The organism is Sphingomonas bacterium (assembly GCF_028292945.1).
Lineage (GTDB): Bacteria > Pseudomonadota > Alphaproteobacteria > Sphingomonadales > Sphingomonadaceae > Sphingomonas.
On sequence record NZ_JAQGLJ010000075.1, the window covers coordinates 1 to 16994 of the forward strand.

Sequence of the window (16994 nt, forward strand, 5' to 3'; positions counted from 1 at the left end):
GCCCGTGCGCTGCTCGCGCCGGGCACTGCCTAACGGAGATGAGGCGCGGTCTGTCGCTGGTTTTCGGCTTCGAGGGCTGCGTCATCGCATCCGGCGGTGCAGCCTGGACTCAGAACAACCGTCCAGAACCGTGACCGCTTACAGATCCTCCGGTGGCGGGGGCGGCGATGTCACGTCGAGTTCGCTCGTTCGGGGTTTGGTGCGTCTCGCGGCGCGTCGGCTGAGCCAGGGGAAGCACAGCAGGATCACGGTCGGCCAGAGCATGGTGAGCCATAAGTCATGCCACGCCGACGACCAGTTGCCTTCGCTGGTGCTGTAGGCGGTCTGGAACACGTCAAAAATCTCGTTCGCGCTCTCGATCGTCAGTGTGACCAGCCAAGGCCGCCAGTCCCAGGGTGCCCGACGCAAGGCGAGTGCCGCGACCGTCAGCAACAGGAGGCCGACCTGAACGTGGAGCATGTCGTCCGGCACCTTGAGGTACAGCGAAAGCCAGCTTTTCCAGTAGATCCAATCGAACCCGGCCGCCTGCGGGGCGATGTCCCAGGTGTTCAGCGTGACGATCGACATCGGCAGTCAGGATCCATCGGCAGGGCGACGCTGCGGAAGCGCCACGAAAGGAGGTCGACAAGGAGCAGGCGCCCCGCCGGATCATCGCCGAACGGCACGATCGCGCGGATCGCCTCTAGAGCGGCCATGCTGCCAAGGACACCGGTGACGGGACCGAGCACGCCTGCTTCGGCGCAGCTCGCTTCGGCGTCGCCGGGAGCATCCCCGACGAAGCAGCGATAGCAGGGCTTGTCTGCCTCCCAGCCGCGATAGACGCCAAGCTGCCCCTCGAACTGACCGACAGCGGCCGAAACGAGCGGGATGCGCAGCGCGAGAGCAGCATCGGCGGCGGCGAGGCGGGTAGCGAAATTATCGCACCCGTCGACGATCACGTCCGCACCGCTCAGCAGCGTGGCGGCGTTGTTCGCATCCAACCGGGCTTGGCGCGGCTCGATGTTGCTCAGCGGGTTGAGCCGCCGCGCCGCGTGCATGGCGGCCGTCGCCTTCGGGTGACCCTGCTCGGCGGTCGCGAACAGCGTCTGACGTTGCAGGTTGGACAGGTCGACGGCGTCATCATCGATGATGATCAATCGCCCAATTCCAGCACCTGCCAGATACTGGATAGCGGGCGAGCCGATCCCGCCGGCGCCGATCACCGCAACGGTTGCGGCCTTCAACCGTGCCTGCCCCGCGCCGCCGATCTCCTTCAGGATGATCTGACGCGCGTAGCGATCGAGCTCCTCGTCGGAGAGCATCAGACGCCTGTGGAGCCGAACCCGCCGCTCCCGCGCGCCGTGGTGCCCAGCTCGGCGACCTCGATCAGCTCGGCGTGGGTCACGGCAGCAGGCACCAACTGCGCGATGCGGTCGCCGCGTGCGATCGGGAACGGTTCGCTACCGAGATTGGCGAGGATGACCTTCACCTCGCCGCGATAGTCGCTGTCGATCGTGCCGGGACTGTTGAGGCAGGTGATGCCGTGCTTGAGCGCAAGGCCGGAGCGGGGGCGGACCTGCACTTCGTAGCCATTCGGGATGGCGAGCGCAAAGCCCGTGGCGACGGCGTGACGCGCGCCGGGGGCGAGCACCAGATCTTCCGCCGCGACGACGTCCATGCCCGCCGCGCCGGGCGTGGCGTAGGCGGGTGCGGGGAGGCCTTCGCCGTGTGGAAGGCGCTTTATTCGGAGGTGCAGCGGATCAGTCATGAGGTTCGAAGTTCAACGGAAGTTCACCCTAAGCATCGGCCGAGTGGGTCAGCATCACTGACCCAATCCGGTCGATGAGGGTTCGTGCCACCGCCAGCTTGCTCTGACGCGCCCAGCTTTCCACGCCGTTGGCGGTGATGAGGTGAACGGTGTTCGCCTCGCCGCCGAACACGTCACCCGACACGTCGTTGGCGACGAGCCAATCGCAGCGTTTGCGCGCGCGCTTGGCGACCGCGTGTTCGATCACCTGCTCGGTCTCGGCGGCAAAGCCGATCAGCAATCGTGGGCGTTGCGGGGAATGGGCGAGGGTGGCGAGGATGTCGGGATTCTCGACCAGGGTGAGCGTCGGCGTCGCGCCAAATCCTTCTGGGCCCTTCTTGACCTTCTGCGGCGCCGCCTCGACACGCCAGTCGGCGACGGCGGCGACCATGATCGCCACGTCCGCGGGCAGCGCGGCCTCGACGGCGGCGGCCATGTCGCGCGCACTCTCCACGTCGACGCGATCCACGCCCAGCGGCGTGGCCAGCGACACCGGCCCGGCTACCAGCGTCACGCGCGCGCCGGCTGCGGCTGCGGCTGCCGCGATCGCGAAGCCCTGGCGACCCGACGAGCGGTTGGCGATATAGCGGACGGGGTCGATCGGCTCGTGCGTCGGACCGGCGGTGACGAGGACGTGCTTGCCGGCGAGCGTTCCCATCCTGCTTGCAGGAGGGGTGAGGGGTGGGGACGTTCGTGGGTCTGGCAGGCCCACCCCCGGCGCCTCCCGCGAGCGGGAGGGGAGAAGCGCCGCCTCGATCGCAGCGGCGATAGCGGCGGGTTCGGGGAGGCGACCAGGGCCGTATTCGCCGCAGGCCATCGCGCCTTCGTCCGGTTCCAGCACCGTCAAACCATCGGCGCGGAGTTGCGCGACGCTGCGCCGCGTCGCGGGATGCTGCCACATGCGGACGTTCATGGCCGGCGCAACCAGCACCGGCTTATCCGTCGCGAGCAGCACGGTGGTGGCGAGATCGTGCGCACGGCCCGCCGCCATGTTCGCCAGCAGGTCGGCCGTGGCGGGGGCGACAACAAGGAGGTCGGCCTGGCGGCTGAGCTGAATATGGCCCATCTCGGCCTCGTCCTTCAGGTCCCACAGCGAGGTATAGACCTGATCCTCGCTGAGCGCCGCCAGCGTCATCGGCGTAATGAAATGGGCGCCGCCCTCGGTCAGCACGCAGCGCACGCCATGGCCGGCGCGGCGGAGCAGGCGGATGAGCTCGCACGCCTTGTAGGCCGCGATGCCGCCGCCGACGATGAGCAGGACCTGCTTCATGAGCCGACCCGTCGCACGACGATGCGCCGCGTGTCGAGCGCGGCGGCGAACAGGTCGCGCAAGCCATCGGGCACGAAGGCCAAGCCTATGAGCAGGATCGGCGCCGTCAGCAGTCCCCAGTAAAATGTATCGAGGCGGCCTGCGAGGCCAAGCAGCAGCGCATAAGCGGCGAGTGTCACGGCGCTGCGGGTGGCGATCGGATCGCGCCAAGCGGTCCAGCCCGCCAGGGCGAGCGCGATCAGCGGCCCGGCGACGGCGAGCGGCACCAGCACGAGCGCCGTCGATGCGTGCCAGGTGCGCACCACGAATCCGGGGCCGAGCAGGCCCGCCCAGCCGGGCGACGCCGGATCGAGCGGCCCGACCACCTGCAAGACCGCCCAGGCATGCGCCGCGATCACCAGCGCGAGCGCGGCGAGCGCTGCGACCCAGCCAAGTGCCTCGCGTCGCGCCCCGTCACGCCAGGCGAGAGCAAGCATGACGAGGAGGTAGAGCGCGGCCGTCTCGCGGATCAGCGCTGCCGCGAGACCCCAGCCGACCGTCTCCAGCCAGCGGTCGGAACGATACCGCGCCAGCGACAGCGCGATCAGCAGGCCGGCCCAGATCTCGTGGAACGGTGCAAGGTCACTCTGCCAGGCGGCGACACACCCGCCCGCGAGCAATATCGTCGCGAACCAGATCGCGACCGGGCGCCGCATGGCACCGGTGAAGCGGGTGAACCACGCCAGCGTCGTGCCGGCGGCGAGCAGGTAGAGGAGGACCGCAATCAACCGTTCGGGGAGGCTCGCCATCACCACCGCCAGCGTCGGCAGGCGAAAGGTGACGAAGGGCCGAAGAGGGTAGTCGTTGGTGCGCAAAGCCTCTGCCGTCGTAGCGTAGTAGCTGCCGCCGTGGCGTAGCGCCTCGACGATGCCGGCGTAGAGCTGGAGGTCGCCGCCCTCGCCGGGCGCGGGGTTGGCGGCGGTGGGGTCGGCGGAGAAGAGGGCGGTCCAGCTGAGGAGGATGAGCAGGGCGAGCGCCGCGAGGGCAAGTCGGGCAGTTGACGGTGCCAGGCTTGCGTAGCGGCCCGGAAAGGCGAGCCAGAGTGGCGGCAACGCTCGGCGCATTGCGCTCGCCCTCACTTCTTTCCCGGCGAACGCCGGGCCCCGGTTGCGACGCAGAGCGCCGATCGATGCTGCCGCGTCGACCGTTTCATAGAGGCTAGGCCCCGGCTTTCGCCGGGGAAGGGCGAAAAGCGGACGCGGTGGCTTATGACCACCCCAGTACCGCCACCGTTGCGCCGACCGCCGCCGCCGCGCTCAGCAGGGCAGTCGCGGCGTAGCGCCAGCCGCCGCCCAGCCGCACGACCTCGATCTGCGCCAGCGGTGGCGCGGGGGGCTCGCCGCCCGGCGCCGGGTAGCGCGCCTCGATGCGGCGGACGAGTTCGGGCAGGCCGGCGAGCGTGCGGAAATCCAGGATCAGCCGATCCGCCAGCGCGGCCTCCGGGCCAAGCTCGGTCCTTATCCACTCGCGCACAAACGGCGCGGCGGTCTCCCACAGGTTGATGTCGGGATCGAGCCCGGTGGCGACCCCTTCCACCATCACCATCGTCTTTTGCAGCAGTAGCAGGTGCGGCTGCGTCACCATGTCGAAGTCGCGCGTGATCGAGAACAGACCGTCCAGCATCATGCCGATCGACATGTCCTTGACCGCCAGCCCGCGCATCGGCTCGCCGACGGCACGCAGCGCGGTGGCGAACTCGGCGACATTGTGGTGCGAAGGGACGTAGCCAGCCTCGAAATGGATCTCCGCCACCCGCGCGTAGTTGCCGGTGATGAGGCCATACAGGATCTCTGCCAGCCAGACCCGCGCGCGACGATCGATGCGGCCCATGATGCCGAAGTCGATCGCCGCGATGCGATCGCCGGACAGCGCGAACAGGTTTCCCTGGTGGAGATCGGCGTGAAAGAAGCCTTCGGCAATCGCCTGGCGAAGAAAGGCGTGGATCAGCGTGCGCGCGAGCTTGGGCGTGTCGAAGCCGCCGGCGGCCAGCGCGGCGCGGTCGGTCAACTTGACGCCGTCCACCCACTCGACCGTCAGCACCTTTGTGCTCGAGCGCTGCCAGTCGACCGCCGGGATGACGAAGTCCGGCTCCGCAGTCATCGCCTCGGCCAGCTCGGACGCGGACGCCGCCTCGCGCTGGAAATTGAGCTCGCGCGTCGTCCAGCGCTTGAACGTCTCGATGGTAAGACGCGGTCGCAGCCGGCGCGCCTCCATGCTCATCGCCTCCAGCTGCGCAGCGGCCCATTGATAGGTGTCGATGGCGCGCGCGAACTCGTCCTCGACGCCCGGGCGCAGCACCTTGACCGCGACGGTGCGTCCGTCGGTGGTGACAGCGCGATGAACCTGCGCGATCGAAGCGGCGCCGACGGGGTCCTCCTCGATCGACTGGAAGGCGGCCGACAGCGGACGGCCGAGGCTGGTTTCGATCGCCTGACGGATCACCGCGAACGGCACGGCCGGCAGCTGGTCCTGCAATCGCAAAAGATCCTGAGCGGCGGCCTCGCCGACCAGGTCGGGGCGCGTGGCGAGCGTCTGCCCGAGCTTGATCGCGGCGGGGCCGATCGCCTGGAATGCGTCGGCATAGCGTGGCTGCGCAGGCTGGCGCGTGCCGATGCTGAAGAACCAGATGAGGTGACGCACCCGGGCAGGTGTGTTCGGATCACGCGCAATCCCGCGTAATGCACCGTGCTTGGCGAGTATCCGCGCCCAACGACGCAGGCGCCAGACGTGAGTGACGGGCGAGGTCACGACCTTGAATTCTCCCCGGGAGGGGGAGGTGGCAGCGCGGAGCGCTGACGGAGGGGGCGGGGGGCAAGGGCGTCACCATTGTCGAGAGCCCCTTCCACCACCGGGCTGCGCCCGGCGGTCCCCTCCCAGCTCCAGGGAGGATCTTGCCTCATATCTTCCAGCCCGAATGGATCGCCACCAGCCCACCCGCGATAGGTTCGACGCGTGTCTGCTCAAACCCGGCGGCACGGATCATCGCCTCGAATGCGGGCATGGTGGGAAAGCGGCGGATCGACTCGATCAGATATCGATAGCTGTCCGCGTCACCGGCCAGCGCCTTGCCCAGTTGCGGCACGACCTTGTGCGAATAGGCGTCGTACACCTCCGCGAAGCCGGGCCACTGGGTTGTCGAGAACTCCAGGCAGAAGAAACGCCCGCCGCGCCTGAGCACGCGATGGGCTTCACCGAGCGCCGCGGGAATGCGGGTCACGTTCCGGATGCCGAACGCAATCGTGTATGCATCGAAGCTCCGGTCGGGGAAGCTCAGCGTCTCCGCGTCGGCCTGCGTCCAGATCAGACCCTCGACGGCGCGCTTTCGGGCGCGATCCATGCCCACCGCAAGCATGTCGGCGTTGATGTCCGCCACCGTGACGCTTGCCCCGGCGCTCGCCAGGCGAAAGGCGATGTCGCCCGTGCCGCCTGCCATGTCGAGCATCTGCTCGCCCGCACGCGGCTTTACCCGGCGGACGAAGCGGTCTTTCCAAAGCCGGTGCATGCCGCCCGACATCGCGTCGTTCATCAGGTCATAGCGGCTGGCGACCGACGAGAAGACGCCGCCGACCCGCGCCGTCTTCTCGGCGGGGGCGATGTCCTGATAGCCGAAGGATACGGTATCGTTCACGGCACTTCCGTTCGTCCCGAGCGAAGTCGAGGGACAGGTGAGCAACCTACCGGTCGTGGCCGTGATGCGGCGTGTCTCGACTTCGCTCGACACGAACGGAAGGGTGGTTCGCCTGCTCTAGCGACGCCGCCGAGCGCTGGCAAAGGCGCTCCTCGCGCTTATTTGATGCAGATGCCCGAACTGCCCGAAGTCGAGACTACCGTGCGCGGACTGACGCCAGTGCTGTTGGGCCAACGCTTGGCATCGGTGGAGCCGCGGCGCGCCGATCTGCGCAAGGCCATCCCCGTCGATCTGCGCCAGCGGCTGACCGGCGCGACCGTCACCGCGCTCGGGCGACGCGCGAAATACGGAACCATCGCTACCGATCGCGGCGACACGCTGATCTTCCACCTCGGCATGTCGGGTCGGTGGCGCGTCGACCCGGTCGAAGTGGAGCCGCACGATCACCTGCTGATCGAGACCGATGCCGGGCGTCGGCTGGCGTTGAACGACCCACGCCGGTTCGGCTTTGTCGACCTGTGGTCGACTGCTGACCTGACGGCATACCCGCCATTCATGGCGATGGGACCGGAACCTCTGGGCGCGGCGCTGACGGGCGGCCATCTGCGCGCCGCGCTTGCGGGTCGTCGCGCACCGATCAAGGCGATGCTGCTGGACCAGCGAATCGTCGCCGGACTGGGCAACATCTATGTCTGCGAGGCGCTGCACCGCGCGCGGATCGCGCCGGGGCGACAGGCCGGGCGGATCGGCCTGCCGCGCCTGGAGCGGCTCGTCGACGCGATCAAGGCGGTGCTGCTCGATGCCATCGCGGCGGGGGGCTCGAGCTTGCGCGACTTCGCGCATCCCGATGGCGCGCTGGGCTATTTCTCCAAGCAGTTCCTCGTCTATGGACGCGAGGATCAGGACTGTGCGTGCGGCGTGCCCGTGCGCCGACGGACCGAAGGAGGACGCTCGACCTTCTGGTGCCCCGCCTGTCAGCGGGGGTAGCGCGGTTGACCCGCCGCCCAGAGGCGGTTAGGGCGCGCCCTGCACGAGCGGGGAAGGGCATCCTTTCGCGCCCCGAACTCATATGTACGAAGGTCGAACTCAATGGCGAACACGCCGCAAGCCAAGAAGCGTATCCGTCGCAACCAGGCCCGCGCTGAAGTGAATGGCGCGCGTGTCGGTCGTATTCGCACCTTCATCAAGAAGGTGGAGGCCGCACTTGCCTCCGGCGACAAGACCAGCGCCGCCGAGGCGTTGCAGCAGGCGCAGCCCGAGCTGGCGCGTGGCGTCGCGAAGGGCGTGCTTCACCGCAACACCGCGAGCCGCAAGTTCGCGCGCCTGACCAAGCGGGTCTCCGGGCTGGCCTGATCCGGCCGCAGCCTTTCAGGGATTTCATGAGCCCGTCGGACGCAGGTCCGGCGGGCTTTTTGCTGCGCCTGCCGGAACAGAAGGAGAAAGGCAGGACTCGCCGCGATTCGCGCACCGGCCAGCAGCTGATTTGCACAACTATCGAGTAGATCCAGTGGGTTGTAAGATAGTTTGACGGTTTTCCGTCGCCGGGATCGAGTCAACGGCTTTATTTCGGAAAAGTGAGGCGGCCGGGGCTTGCCCGACTCCCGTTACGCCTCTCATAACCATCGTCGTCGGCGCCGATCGCGCCGGCCACTAAGCATCGGGGCGAGTACCGAACGGCCGGGGGGTCGCGGAGGACTTTCGTCGTCATTCTGAGACATTGGCCCGTGCGGATGTAGCGCGCGGGCACGGGAGAGGTGTGCGTGGGTCACGGGCAACGAGGGACGATGACCGGATCAGCCAACGAGGTGGAACGTGCCTGGCAACGTATCCGTGCGTCGCTGCGCGAGTCGGCAGGCGCGCGCCTGTTCGACCAGTGGCTGAAGCCCGTGGAGTTGGTCGCCGGCGGGGATGGCACTGCCATCCGCCTGGCGCTGCCGTCGCAGTTCATGGCGGACTGGGTGCGCAGCCATTATGCCGACCGGCTGCTGCTGGAGTTCCGCAACCTGCTGCCGAGCATCCGCGCCGTCAGCATCGAGACGCGGGTGACCGGATCGGCATCGGTGGTGCTGACCGCCGAGCCGACATCTGCCGAGCCCGTCAAGCCCATTCAGCCACGCCCGGCGCTCGATGAACGCCTGTGCTTCGATCGCTTCGTTGTCGCGCCGTCGAACAAGGTCGCGGTCAACGCCGCCCGCGCGCTGGCCGAACCCGGCACGCCTCGGTTCTCGCCGCTGTTCATCCATTCGACCACCGGGCTGGGCAAGACCCACCTGATGCATGCGATCGGCCACGCCTTTCTGGCCGCACAGCCGGACGCCAGCGTGTTGTTCATGTCGGCCGAGCGGTTCATGTTCGACTTCGTGTCGGCGGTGCGCGCGCGCGATACCCTGTCGTTCAAGCAGCGGCTGCGGGCCGCCGATCTCCTCATGATCGACGACCTGCAGTTCATCGCCGGCAAGGATTCAACGCAGGAGGAGTTCTTCCACACGATCAACGAGATCATGGCGGCGGGCAAGCGGCTGGTGATCTCCGCCGACCGCTGCCCTCAGGCGCTGGATGGCGTGGAGGCGCGTATCCTGTCGCGACTGGGTGTCGGGCTGGTCGCGGACATCAAGGCGCCCGACCTGTCGCTGCGCCGCGCGATCCTCGACCGCAAGCTGGCCGACGTGCCGGCCGACGTGCCGCAGGAGGTGCTGGAGCTGCTGGCGAGTCGCATCACCGGGTCGATCCGCGAGCTCGAAGGCGCGCTGAACCGCGTCGCCGCCTATGCGCAGCTGACCGGCGAGGGGATCACGCTCGACTTCGCGGTCGCGACGTTGGGCGAGTCGCTGCGCGGCAGCCAGCGCCGAGTCACGATCGACGAGATCCAGAAGCTGGTAAGCCAGCATTTCGAGCTGAAGCCGCTCGATCTCGTGTCTGCGCGCCGCGCGCGGGCGGTGGCCCGCCCGCGCCAGATCGCGATGTATCTGGCCAAGCGGCTGACGACGCGCTCGCTGCCGGAAATCGGTCGCAAGTTCGGCGGGCGCGATCACTCCACCGTGATCCATGCGGTGCGCCGAATCGACCAGCTGCGTGACACCGACAGGGACGTCGATAATGCGGTACGGGTGCTGTTGCGGGAGCTGGAAGGCTAGATCAGACCTGCAGCCCCGTCGCACGCTGCGCCGCCAGCAGGGTCGGCGCGGCGAGATGCCGCGCGCGCTCTGCGCCTCGGGCTAGAACGGAACCGACCTGAGCGCGATCTTCCAGCAGCTGCGTCAGCCGCTTACGAATCGGCGACAGCTCCGCCACCGCCAGGTCCGCAAGCGCGGGTTTGAACTGGCCGAAGCCCTTGCCCGCGAACGCCGCCAAGACCTCGGCGACGGTCTGCCCCGCGAGCGCCGCGAAGATCGTGACGAGGTTCTGCGCCTCTGGCCGGCCTGCAAGAGCGGCGGGATCGTCCGGCAGCGGCTCGGGATCGGTCTTTGCGCGCCGCAGCTTCTGGACGATCGTGTCGTCATCATCGATCAGGTTGATGCGGCTCGCGTCCGAGGGATCGGACTTCGACATCTTCGCGGTGCCGTCCCGCAGGCTCATGATGCGGGGCGCCGCGGCTGAAATGTACGGCTCGGGAAGCGGGAATAGATCCACGCCAAAGTCTGCATTGAACTTTGCCGCAATGTCCCGCGCCAGCTCCAGATGCTGTTTCTGGTCGTCGCCGACGGGCACATGCGTCGCGCGGTACAGCAGGACGTCGGCGGTCTGCAGCACGGGGTAGGTGAACAGCCCGACGGACTGACCCTCGCGGTTCTTGCCCCCCTTGTCCTTCCACTGCGTCATGCGGTTGAGCCAGCCGACGCGCGCGGTGCCGCCGAGCAGCCAGGCGAGTTCGGAATGCTCGGGAACGCGCGCCTGGTTGAAGAGGATCGCGCGGTCAGGGTCGATGCCACAGGCGATCAGCGTCGCCGCCATTTCGAGCGTGTTCGCGCCCAGCTCCGCCGGTGCGATCGGCTGCGTCAGCGCGTGCAGGTCGGCAAGAAAGAACAGGCAGTCGTCGCCGGGCGAGATCGCGTCCTGCATGGCGACCCATTGCCTGATCGCGCCCAGATAGTTGCCCAGGTGCAGATTGCCGGTGGGCTGGATGCCGGAGACGACACGCATGAGATCAGGCCTTGGGAGAGCGGCGGAGGAGCTGTCGAACCTCGCTGGGGCGGAAGGCGCCGGTCGCGAGCACGGCGAGCGCATAAACCAGCATGCCCGAGCCGACCAGCACCAGCATGGCGCCCCACCGCTCGACCCAAGTGCCGGTGACGAACGGCTGGAACAGCACGTTGCCGAACCACATCGCCACACCCATCAGCACCGCTGCCAGCGCCGCACGCGGGATGCGGCGTTTCAGCTGGGCATCGAGCACCAGGTGCCCCCGTTTGCGCAGCGTTGCGTAGAGCAACACCACATTGACCGTCGAGGCGAGCGCGGTGGCGAGCGGCGGACCCAGCACACCAATGGAAGGAATAAGCAGGAGATTGCCGACGAGGTTCACCAGCATCGCGATCAACCCGAACCGCACCGGGGTGCGCGTGTCGGACCGAGCATAGAAGCCAGGCGTCAGTACTTTCACGAGGATGTAGCTGGGCAGGCCGATCGAGAAAGCGGCGAGCACCTGTGCCGTCGTGATCGCATCCTCGGCATCGAAGCGGCCGCCCTGAAGCAACGCCGCGACGATCGGCATGCCGCACACGATCAGCGCCACGGTTGCAGGCAGCGTCAGCAGCAACGCCAATTCCACTCCGCGGTTCTGCGTCTCCATCGCGCCCACTTCGTCGCCGCCGCCAAGTTGACGCGAGATGGTCGGCAGCAACACGGTGCCTAGCCCGATGCCGATCAGGCCGAGCGGCAACTGGTTCAGCCGGTCAGCGAAATACAGGTAGCTGACCGACCCGGAGGGCAGCAACGTCGCGGCGAGCGCGGTCGAGACGACCAGGTTCACCTGCACCGCGCTTGATCCGAGCGCCGCCGGCCAGACCAGCTTGAGCAGTCGCTTTACGTCGGGGTTCAGCTGCGGCCGACGCAGCCTGAGCGACACGCCTGCGCGGCGGCACGCCCACCACAGCCACGCCAGCTGCAGCGCGCCGGCGACGGTGACCGCGATCGCCTGATTGCGGACGGTGAGCAGCGGGACCTCGGCGTGGAATAGAACCAGCGCCGCGATCAGCGTCAGGTTGAGCAGGATGGGTGCCGCGGCATTGACCCAGAACCGGTTCATGGAATTGAGGATGCCGCCGAGCAGCGACACCAGGCTGATGAACAGCAGATAGGGCAGGGTCAGCCGCGACAGCATGACCGCAAAGGCGAACTCCGCCTCGCCGATGTCGTTGAACCCGCCCGACAATGCCCAGGTCAGCGGCCAGGCGGCAAGCTGAAGTACCGCAAGCAGCACGACGAGCACCGGCAGCAGCACCGACAGCGCGTCCTCGGCGAAGCGCAGGCCGTCGGGCAGACCACGCCCATCCCTTGCCGCGACCTTGTGGTTGAACATCGGCACGAACACCGCCGCGAACGCGCCTTCGGCGAACAGCGCGCGGAACATGTTGGGGAGCTTGAACGCGATCAGGAACGCGTCGGATGCGAACCCCGCGCCGACGAAGCGTGCGAACAGCGAATCGCGGACGAGGCCGAGCACCCGGCTGGCGAGGGTGAGCCCGCCGACCGAGCCGAGCGCGCGGGTGAGGTTCAAGGACAAGAACTCATGGTGACGGCCTAGCAAAGCCTCCCCGGGACGGCGAGGGGGAGCGCTCGGCGCAGCCGAGTGGTGGAGGGGGCGGGCCGAGGGGGGGCCATGCGTCGAGATCCCCCTCCGTCACGCCTTCGGCGCACCACCTCCCCGTAACGGGGAGGAGCTAGGTCACGCCGTTCCGATCGTGCCCTGCTCGCCGCCTTCGCCCTGCGCGGCCTGCTGCTGCAGATACAGCTGACCGAAATCGATCGGCTCCAGCAGCAGCGGCGGGAAGCCGCCGTCGCGGACTGCGTCGGCGAGCACGCGGCGCGCGAAGGGGAACAGCAGCCGCGGTGCCTCGCCGAGGAGGAACGGCTGGATCTGATCGGCCGGCACATTGCGAAACCCGAACAGCCCCGCATAGGTCAGATCGACGATGAAGGCGACCTGGCCGTTGACCTCTGCCTTCGCATCAATCTTGAGCGTCACCTCGTGAACCTCTTCGCCGACCTGGCCGGAGCCGATGTTGAACTGAACATCGATCGCGGGCGGCTCCTGCGACTGGAAGATGGCCGGAGCATTGGGGTTCTCGAACGACAGGTCTTTCACATATTGCGAGATCATGCCGGCGGCAGGCGCGGTGTCCGCCCCGTTGGGGAGCGGCTGTCCGTCCGTGGAGAAGCCTTCGTCTGCCATATGCTGCGTCCTTTGCGGGTGCGATCGGGCGCGCCGTTCGCGCGGCTCGACCGGGAAAGCGCCCGCGCCTAGCAACCCGTCCGCAACCTTTCAACGGCCGCGGGTTTGAAACCGTGCGCGCTTGCCTTATGTGGTGACCCTATGACGGTTTATATCATCGTGCTCGCCATGGTCGCGGCTTTTCTGGCGTTGCGGCTGTACAGCGTGCTGGGCAAGCGCACCGGCAATGAAGGGCGGCCGCTCGCGCGCGCGGCCGACGATCGCGTCGTGCCGTTGACCTTTCCCCGCGCGGTGGAAGCGACGGCAGAGCCGCGTGAGACCGGCCCCAAGCCGATCGAGCCGGGCGCCGAACAGGGCCTGCGCGCGCTGGTCGCGGTGGAACCCGGCTTCGACGTCGGGCGGTTCGTCGAAGGATCGCAGGCGGCGTACCGGATGATCCTGGAGGCTTATTGGAAAGGCGACGAGGAGACGCTGGCCGAGCTGTGTTCGCCGACGGTGCGTGACGCCTTCGCCGCCGCGATCGCCGCGCGGCGAGAGGCTGGCGAGACGCTCGAAAATCGGCTGGTACGGATCGACCGCGCCACCATCGTCGACAGCTCGGTCGAGGGCCGCGAGGCGCGTTTGACCGTGCGGTTCGACGCGGACATCGCCGCGGTGACCCGCGACGCGGAGGGCGCGGTGATCGCGGGCACGCTGACCGATGCGGTCGAGACAAACGACGTCTGGACCTTCGCGCGGACGCTGAAGAGCAGCGATCCCAACTGGAAACTCGTCGACACCGACGAAGCGTGAAGGTGTTGGGCCTGTCGCGGGCGATAGTGGCAGCGTCGCTGTCGCTGGCCCTTGCCGCCTGTGGCGGACGTGTCGTTCCCCCAGCCGTAGGTGCCGCTCCTGCTCCGCGCGTGACCTATCAGCCGCCGCGTGCGTTGCCGGGGCTGGCGTCGCCCGCACCCGTGGCGCGTATCGTACCTGCCGTCCCGCTCGCGCCGATGCCCGCCCTGGCGGTAGCAGGCGCGACGACCGCCGCGACGGCGGGGCTGGTCGCGGGGCCTCCGATCGCATCGCTGCCGATCGGCGAACAACAGGCGGCCGCGGCGCTGGCCTCGTTCCGCCAGTCCTGCCCCGGTCTGCTGCGCCGCGACGACGTGTCAGGGCTCACGCGCCGCGAGGACTGGCGCGCGGCGTGCGATGCGGCGCGCCAGGTGAATGGGGGGGCAGGCGGGCCGGCGCTGGCGTTTTTCCAGCAGCAGTTCGAGGCGGTGCAGGTCGGTGACGGCAAGGCATTCGCGACCGGATACTATATTCCCGAGATCGCCGCCTCGCGCGATCGGCGCAGCGGCTATGATGTGCCGATCTATGCCCGTCCCAGCGATCTGATCGATGTCGATCTGGGTCAGTTCTCCGCCGATCTGAAGGGCAAGAAGATCCGCGGGCGCGTCGAGGGCACCAACTTCGTCCAGTATCATGATCGCACCGCGATCGAGGGCGGCGCGCTGGCCAACAAGGCGCGCGTGCTGGCCTGGGCGGCGGACCCGGTGGCGCTGTTCTTCCTGCAGATCCAGGGTTCGGGCAATCTGCGCCTGCCCGATGGCGGGCTGATGCGGATCGGTTACGACACGCAGAACGGGCGCGATTATACCGGGATCGGCAAGCTGATGCGTGATCGCGGGCTGCTCGCGCCCGGCCAGGCGTCGATGCAGGGGATCGTCCGCTATCTGCACGAGCGGCCCGAAGAGGGCGCAGCGATCATGCGCGAGAACCGCAGCTATGTGTTCTTCCGCGAGCTGTCCGGCGGCGCGGTTGGCGCGATGGGCTATGAGGTGACGGGCGCCGTCACTGCGGCTACCGACCCGAAGTTCGTGCCGCTGGGCGCGCCGGTCTTCCTCTCGATGGACCGGCAGGACGCGTCGTCGCTGTGGGTGGCGCAGGACACGGGCGGCGCGATCAAGGGTGCCAACCGCTTCGACACCTTCTGGGGCGCGGGCGCGCCGGCGGAGGCCATCGCCGGCGGCATGTCCGCGCGCGGAACCGCGTGGCTGCTGCTGCCGGTCGGGACTCTGGCGAGATTGAATGCGGGGGCAGCAGCAGGTGGTGCAACGACGCCTCGACGCTGACGAGGCGCACGCCTGGGCTCGGGTGATGGCCAGCGTGCGGCCGCTCCGTGTTCCCCTCCCGCTTGCAGGAGAGCCCAGGGGAGGGGCTGTCACCTCGCCGCCTGCGGGGTTCCCCTCCCGTTTGCGGGACGGCCCAGGGGAGGAGCTGTCAGCGAGCGGTAGGCCTGGTGACATTCCCTCCCGCAACCGGGAAACGAGTCTGAGCAGCCCCTCCCGCAAGCGGGAGGGGGGTTTAGCTGGCCCATCCCGCGAACGGGAGCCGAACAACACGCTGGACGGATCGTGGGATCGGCGCCTGTCGCGTGGCATGATGTCGCCGGACGTGACGCTGGACCTGCACGGCCACACGCTGGGGTCGGCTCATGCCTTGCTGGATCAGGGGCTGGACCGCGCACTGGCGCGTGGCGACCGCCTGTTGCTGCTCGTCACCGGCAAGCCGCCGCGACCCGAAAGCGAGCGACCCCATACGCGTGGCGCGATCCGCGCGGCGGTGGCGGACTGGCTGGCTGCGTCGCGCTTCGCCGACCGCATCGCGGCGGTGCGAGGTGCGCATCCGCGCCATGGTGGGGCCGGCGCGCTGTACATCGTGCTGCGCAAAAAGGCCTGAGACGCGTCAGGGCTTTTCGCCTTGCAGCCGGGTCACGCAAGTGTCACTCTGCTGTCACATATTCGTCATGTGGAGGGTGAAGGTGCGCAACTACCTTGGCTTTTCGGCGGCATTGATCGCGAGCAGTGCCGCCGTAGCGACCGACCGGAACGGGTATCGAGCGATCGCTGCCGGGGATTTCCGTACTGCGGTGCAGAGACTGGAAGCGGAACGGCGCATCCATCCGCAACGACCGGAGCTGATGCTCAATCTGGCCGCCGCCTATCGCCGGACTGGGCGCAGCGCCGATGCGCGCGCTTTGTATCACCTGGTGCTGCGCCGCCCTGTCGTCATGCTCGACCTGCCCAGCGGCGATGTCGCGTCATCACGGGATCTGGCCAATACCGGATTGGCTCGCATCACCGAATTCGCCTCGCGCTGACGCCAGCCCGGCCCGAGCGCGTACGGTCAGGATTTACGCGCTAGAAACGTCTCCAGCGCGTCGCTGCCGCCGACCCGCTCGCCGTTGATGAACACCTGCGGGGTCGTCGTCACGCCCTGCTCCGCCTGGAAGGCGTCGACCTCTTCGCGCGTCCGCAGCACGTGCTCTTCTACCTCATATCCGGCTCGCTCCAGCATCTGCTTCGCGCGGATTCCGAATGGGCAGGTGTGCTCGGGCAGGACCATGCGGTAGAGAGTGGCTTGCTTGGGCATCATTGATCCAGGAACGAGCGCATCTTGCGTGAGCGGCTGGGGTGTTTCAGCTTGCGGAGCGCCTTGGCTTCGATCTGACGGATGCGCTCGCGGGTCACGCTGAACTGCTGGCCGACCTCCTCCAACGTGTGATCGGTGTTCATGCCGATCCCGAACCGCATCCGCAGCACGCGCTCCTCGCGCGGCGTCAGTGACGCCAGCACGCGGGTGACGGTTTCCTTGAGGTTCGCCTGGATCGCAGCGTCGACGGGAATGATCGCATTCTTGTCCTCGATGAAGTCGCCGAGGTGGCTGTCCTCCTCGTCGCCGATCGGCGTCTCGAGGCTGATCGGCTCCTTCGCGATCTTCATCACCTTGCGAACCTTCTCGAGCGGCATGCTCAAGCGTTCCGCCATCTCCTCGGGCGTCGGCTCGCGGCCCTGCTCGTGGAGGAACTGGCGGCTGGTCCGCACCAGCTTGTTGATCG

The 16994-nt window shown here is 68.1% G+C and carries 19 protein-coding genes; 7 read left to right on the forward strand and 12 right to left on the reverse strand.

Annotation, left to right across the window (positions count from 1 at the left end):
• Window positions 1-138: 138 nt before the first annotated feature.
• The 7 genes from JWN21_RS09025 to JWN21_RS09055 all read right to left on the reverse strand — a co-directional run bounded on the left by JWN21_RS09025 (window position 139) and on the right by JWN21_RS09055 (window position 6723).
• Window positions 139-567, reverse strand: coding sequence for a hypothetical protein (locus tag JWN21_RS09025; RefSeq protein WP_299648676.1), 429 nt, complete (start codon window positions 565-567; stop codon window positions 139-141).
• Window positions 549-1304 carry a HesA/MoeB/ThiF family protein gene (locus JWN21_RS09030; RefSeq protein ID WP_299648728.1) on the reverse strand — a complete coding sequence of 252 codons (756 nt, stop codon included), beginning with the start codon at window positions 1302-1304 and terminating at the stop codon, window positions 549-551. Before JWN21_RS09030 ends, JWN21_RS09025 begins: the two co-directional genes overlap by 19 nt.
• Window positions 1301-1747: a dUTP diphosphatase gene (gene dut, locus JWN21_RS09035; RefSeq protein WP_299648679.1), complete on the reverse strand. Its 447-nt coding sequence runs from the start codon at window positions 1745-1747 to the stop codon at window positions 1301-1303. The genes JWN21_RS09030 and dut overlap by 4 nt, the downstream gene beginning before the upstream one ends.
• 28 nt (window positions 1748-1775) lie before the next feature.
• Entirely contained in the window at window positions 1776-3056 is a 1281-nt protein-coding gene (locus tag JWN21_RS09040) for a phosphopantothenate--cysteine ligase family flavoprotein (protein WP_299648682.1), read from the reverse strand.
• Complete coding sequence (locus JWN21_RS09045) at window positions 3053-4159, reverse strand: hypothetical protein (protein ID WP_299648685.1); 1107 nt, start codon at window positions 4157-4159, stop codon at window positions 3053-3055. Before JWN21_RS09045 ends, JWN21_RS09040 begins: the two co-directional genes overlap by 4 nt.
• A 142-nt stretch (window positions 4160-4301) precedes the next feature.
• A complete protein-coding gene (gene ubiB / locus JWN21_RS09050; RefSeq protein WP_299648689.1) occupies window positions 4302-5843 on the reverse strand; it encodes a 2-polyprenylphenol 6-hydroxylase in 1542 nt (513 codons plus the stop codon).
• 148 nt (window positions 5844-5991) lie between these two features.
• A complete protein-coding gene (locus tag JWN21_RS09055) occupies window positions 5992-6723 on the reverse strand; it encodes a class I SAM-dependent methyltransferase (RefSeq protein ID WP_299648692.1) in 732 nt (243 codons plus the stop codon).
• 171 nt (window positions 6724-6894) lie between these two features.
• Here JWN21_RS09055 and mutM point away from each other — a divergent pair, with 171 nt between their 5' ends.
• The 3 genes from mutM (at window position 6895) to dnaA (ending at window position 9857) form a co-directional block, all read left to right on the forward strand.
• The gene (mutM, locus tag JWN21_RS09060; RefSeq protein WP_299648695.1) at window positions 6895-7710 is read left to right on the forward strand and encodes a bifunctional DNA-formamidopyrimidine glycosylase/DNA-(apurinic or apyrimidinic site) lyase; all 816 of its coding nucleotides are present in this window, start codon (window positions 6895-6897) and stop codon (window positions 7708-7710) included.
• A 102-nt stretch (window positions 7711-7812) separates the two neighbouring features.
• On the forward strand, window positions 7813-8076 hold the full coding sequence (gene rpsT / locus JWN21_RS09065; RefSeq protein WP_299648698.1) for a 30S ribosomal protein S20: 264 nt from the start codon (window positions 7813-7815) through the stop codon (window positions 8074-8076).
• Window positions 8077-8507: 431 nt separating this feature from the next.
• Window positions 8508-9857, forward strand: a complete 1350-nt coding sequence (gene dnaA / locus JWN21_RS09070; protein WP_299648701.1) for a chromosomal replication initiator protein DnaA — start codon at window positions 8508-8510, stop codon at window positions 9855-9857.
• 1 nt (window position 9858) lies between these two features.
• Here dnaA and trpS read toward each other — a convergent pair whose 3' ends face one another.
• The 3 genes from trpS to secB form a co-directional block, all read right to left on the reverse strand.
• A complete protein-coding gene (trpS, locus tag JWN21_RS09075; protein ID WP_299648704.1) occupies window positions 9859-10863 on the reverse strand; it encodes a tryptophan--tRNA ligase in 1005 nt (334 codons plus the stop codon).
• 4 nt (window positions 10864-10867) lie between these two features.
• The gene (gene murJ, locus JWN21_RS09080; protein WP_299648707.1) at window positions 10868-12439 is read right to left on the reverse strand and encodes a murein biosynthesis integral membrane protein MurJ; all 1572 of its coding nucleotides are present in this window, start codon (window positions 12437-12439) and stop codon (window positions 10868-10870) included.
• A 168-nt stretch (window positions 12440-12607) separates the two neighbouring features.
• Window positions 12608-13114 carry a protein-export chaperone SecB gene (gene secB / locus JWN21_RS09085; RefSeq protein ID WP_299648710.1) on the reverse strand — a complete coding sequence of 169 codons (507 nt, stop codon included), beginning with the start codon at window positions 13112-13114 and terminating at the stop codon, window positions 12608-12610.
• Window positions 13115-13255: 141 nt separating this feature from the next.
• Between secB and JWN21_RS09090 the strand changes: the two genes are divergently transcribed.
• The 4 genes from JWN21_RS09090 to JWN21_RS09105 all read left to right on the forward strand — a co-directional run bounded on the left by JWN21_RS09090 (window position 13256) and on the right by JWN21_RS09105 (window position 16256).
• Window positions 13256-13906 (forward strand): Tim44/TimA family putative adaptor protein, encoded by a 651-nt coding sequence (locus JWN21_RS09090; RefSeq protein WP_299648713.1) that lies wholly within the window; start codon window positions 13256-13258, stop codon window positions 13904-13906.
• Window positions 13907-14103: 197 nt separating this feature from the next.
• Complete coding sequence (locus JWN21_RS09095; RefSeq protein WP_299648731.1) at window positions 14104-15228, forward strand: murein transglycosylase A; 1125 nt, start codon at window positions 14104-14106, stop codon at window positions 15226-15228.
• A 307-nt stretch (window positions 15229-15535) separates the two neighbouring features.
• Window positions 15536-15835 carry a Smr/MutS family protein gene (locus tag JWN21_RS13985; protein ID WP_367182929.1) on the forward strand — a complete coding sequence of 100 codons (300 nt, stop codon included), beginning with the start codon at window positions 15536-15538 and terminating at the stop codon, window positions 15833-15835.
• A gap of 76 nt (window positions 15836-15911) precedes the next feature.
• Window positions 15912-16256, forward strand: a complete 345-nt coding sequence (locus JWN21_RS09105) for a tetratricopeptide repeat protein (protein WP_299648719.1) — start codon at window positions 15912-15914, stop codon at window positions 16254-16256.
• A 26-nt stretch (window positions 16257-16282) separates the two neighbouring features.
• Here JWN21_RS09105 and JWN21_RS09110 read toward each other — a convergent pair whose 3' ends face one another.
• Both JWN21_RS09110 and JWN21_RS09115 read right to left on the reverse strand, forming a co-directional pair.
• Window positions 16283-16528, reverse strand: coding sequence for a glutaredoxin domain-containing protein (locus tag JWN21_RS09110; protein WP_299648722.1), 246 nt, complete (start codon window positions 16526-16528; stop codon window positions 16283-16285).
• Window positions 16528-16994 (reverse strand): sigma-70 family RNA polymerase sigma factor (locus JWN21_RS09115; protein WP_299648725.1); only part of this gene is annotated, 467 nt, incomplete at its 5' end. The genes JWN21_RS09110 and JWN21_RS09115, both read right to left, overlap by 1 nt.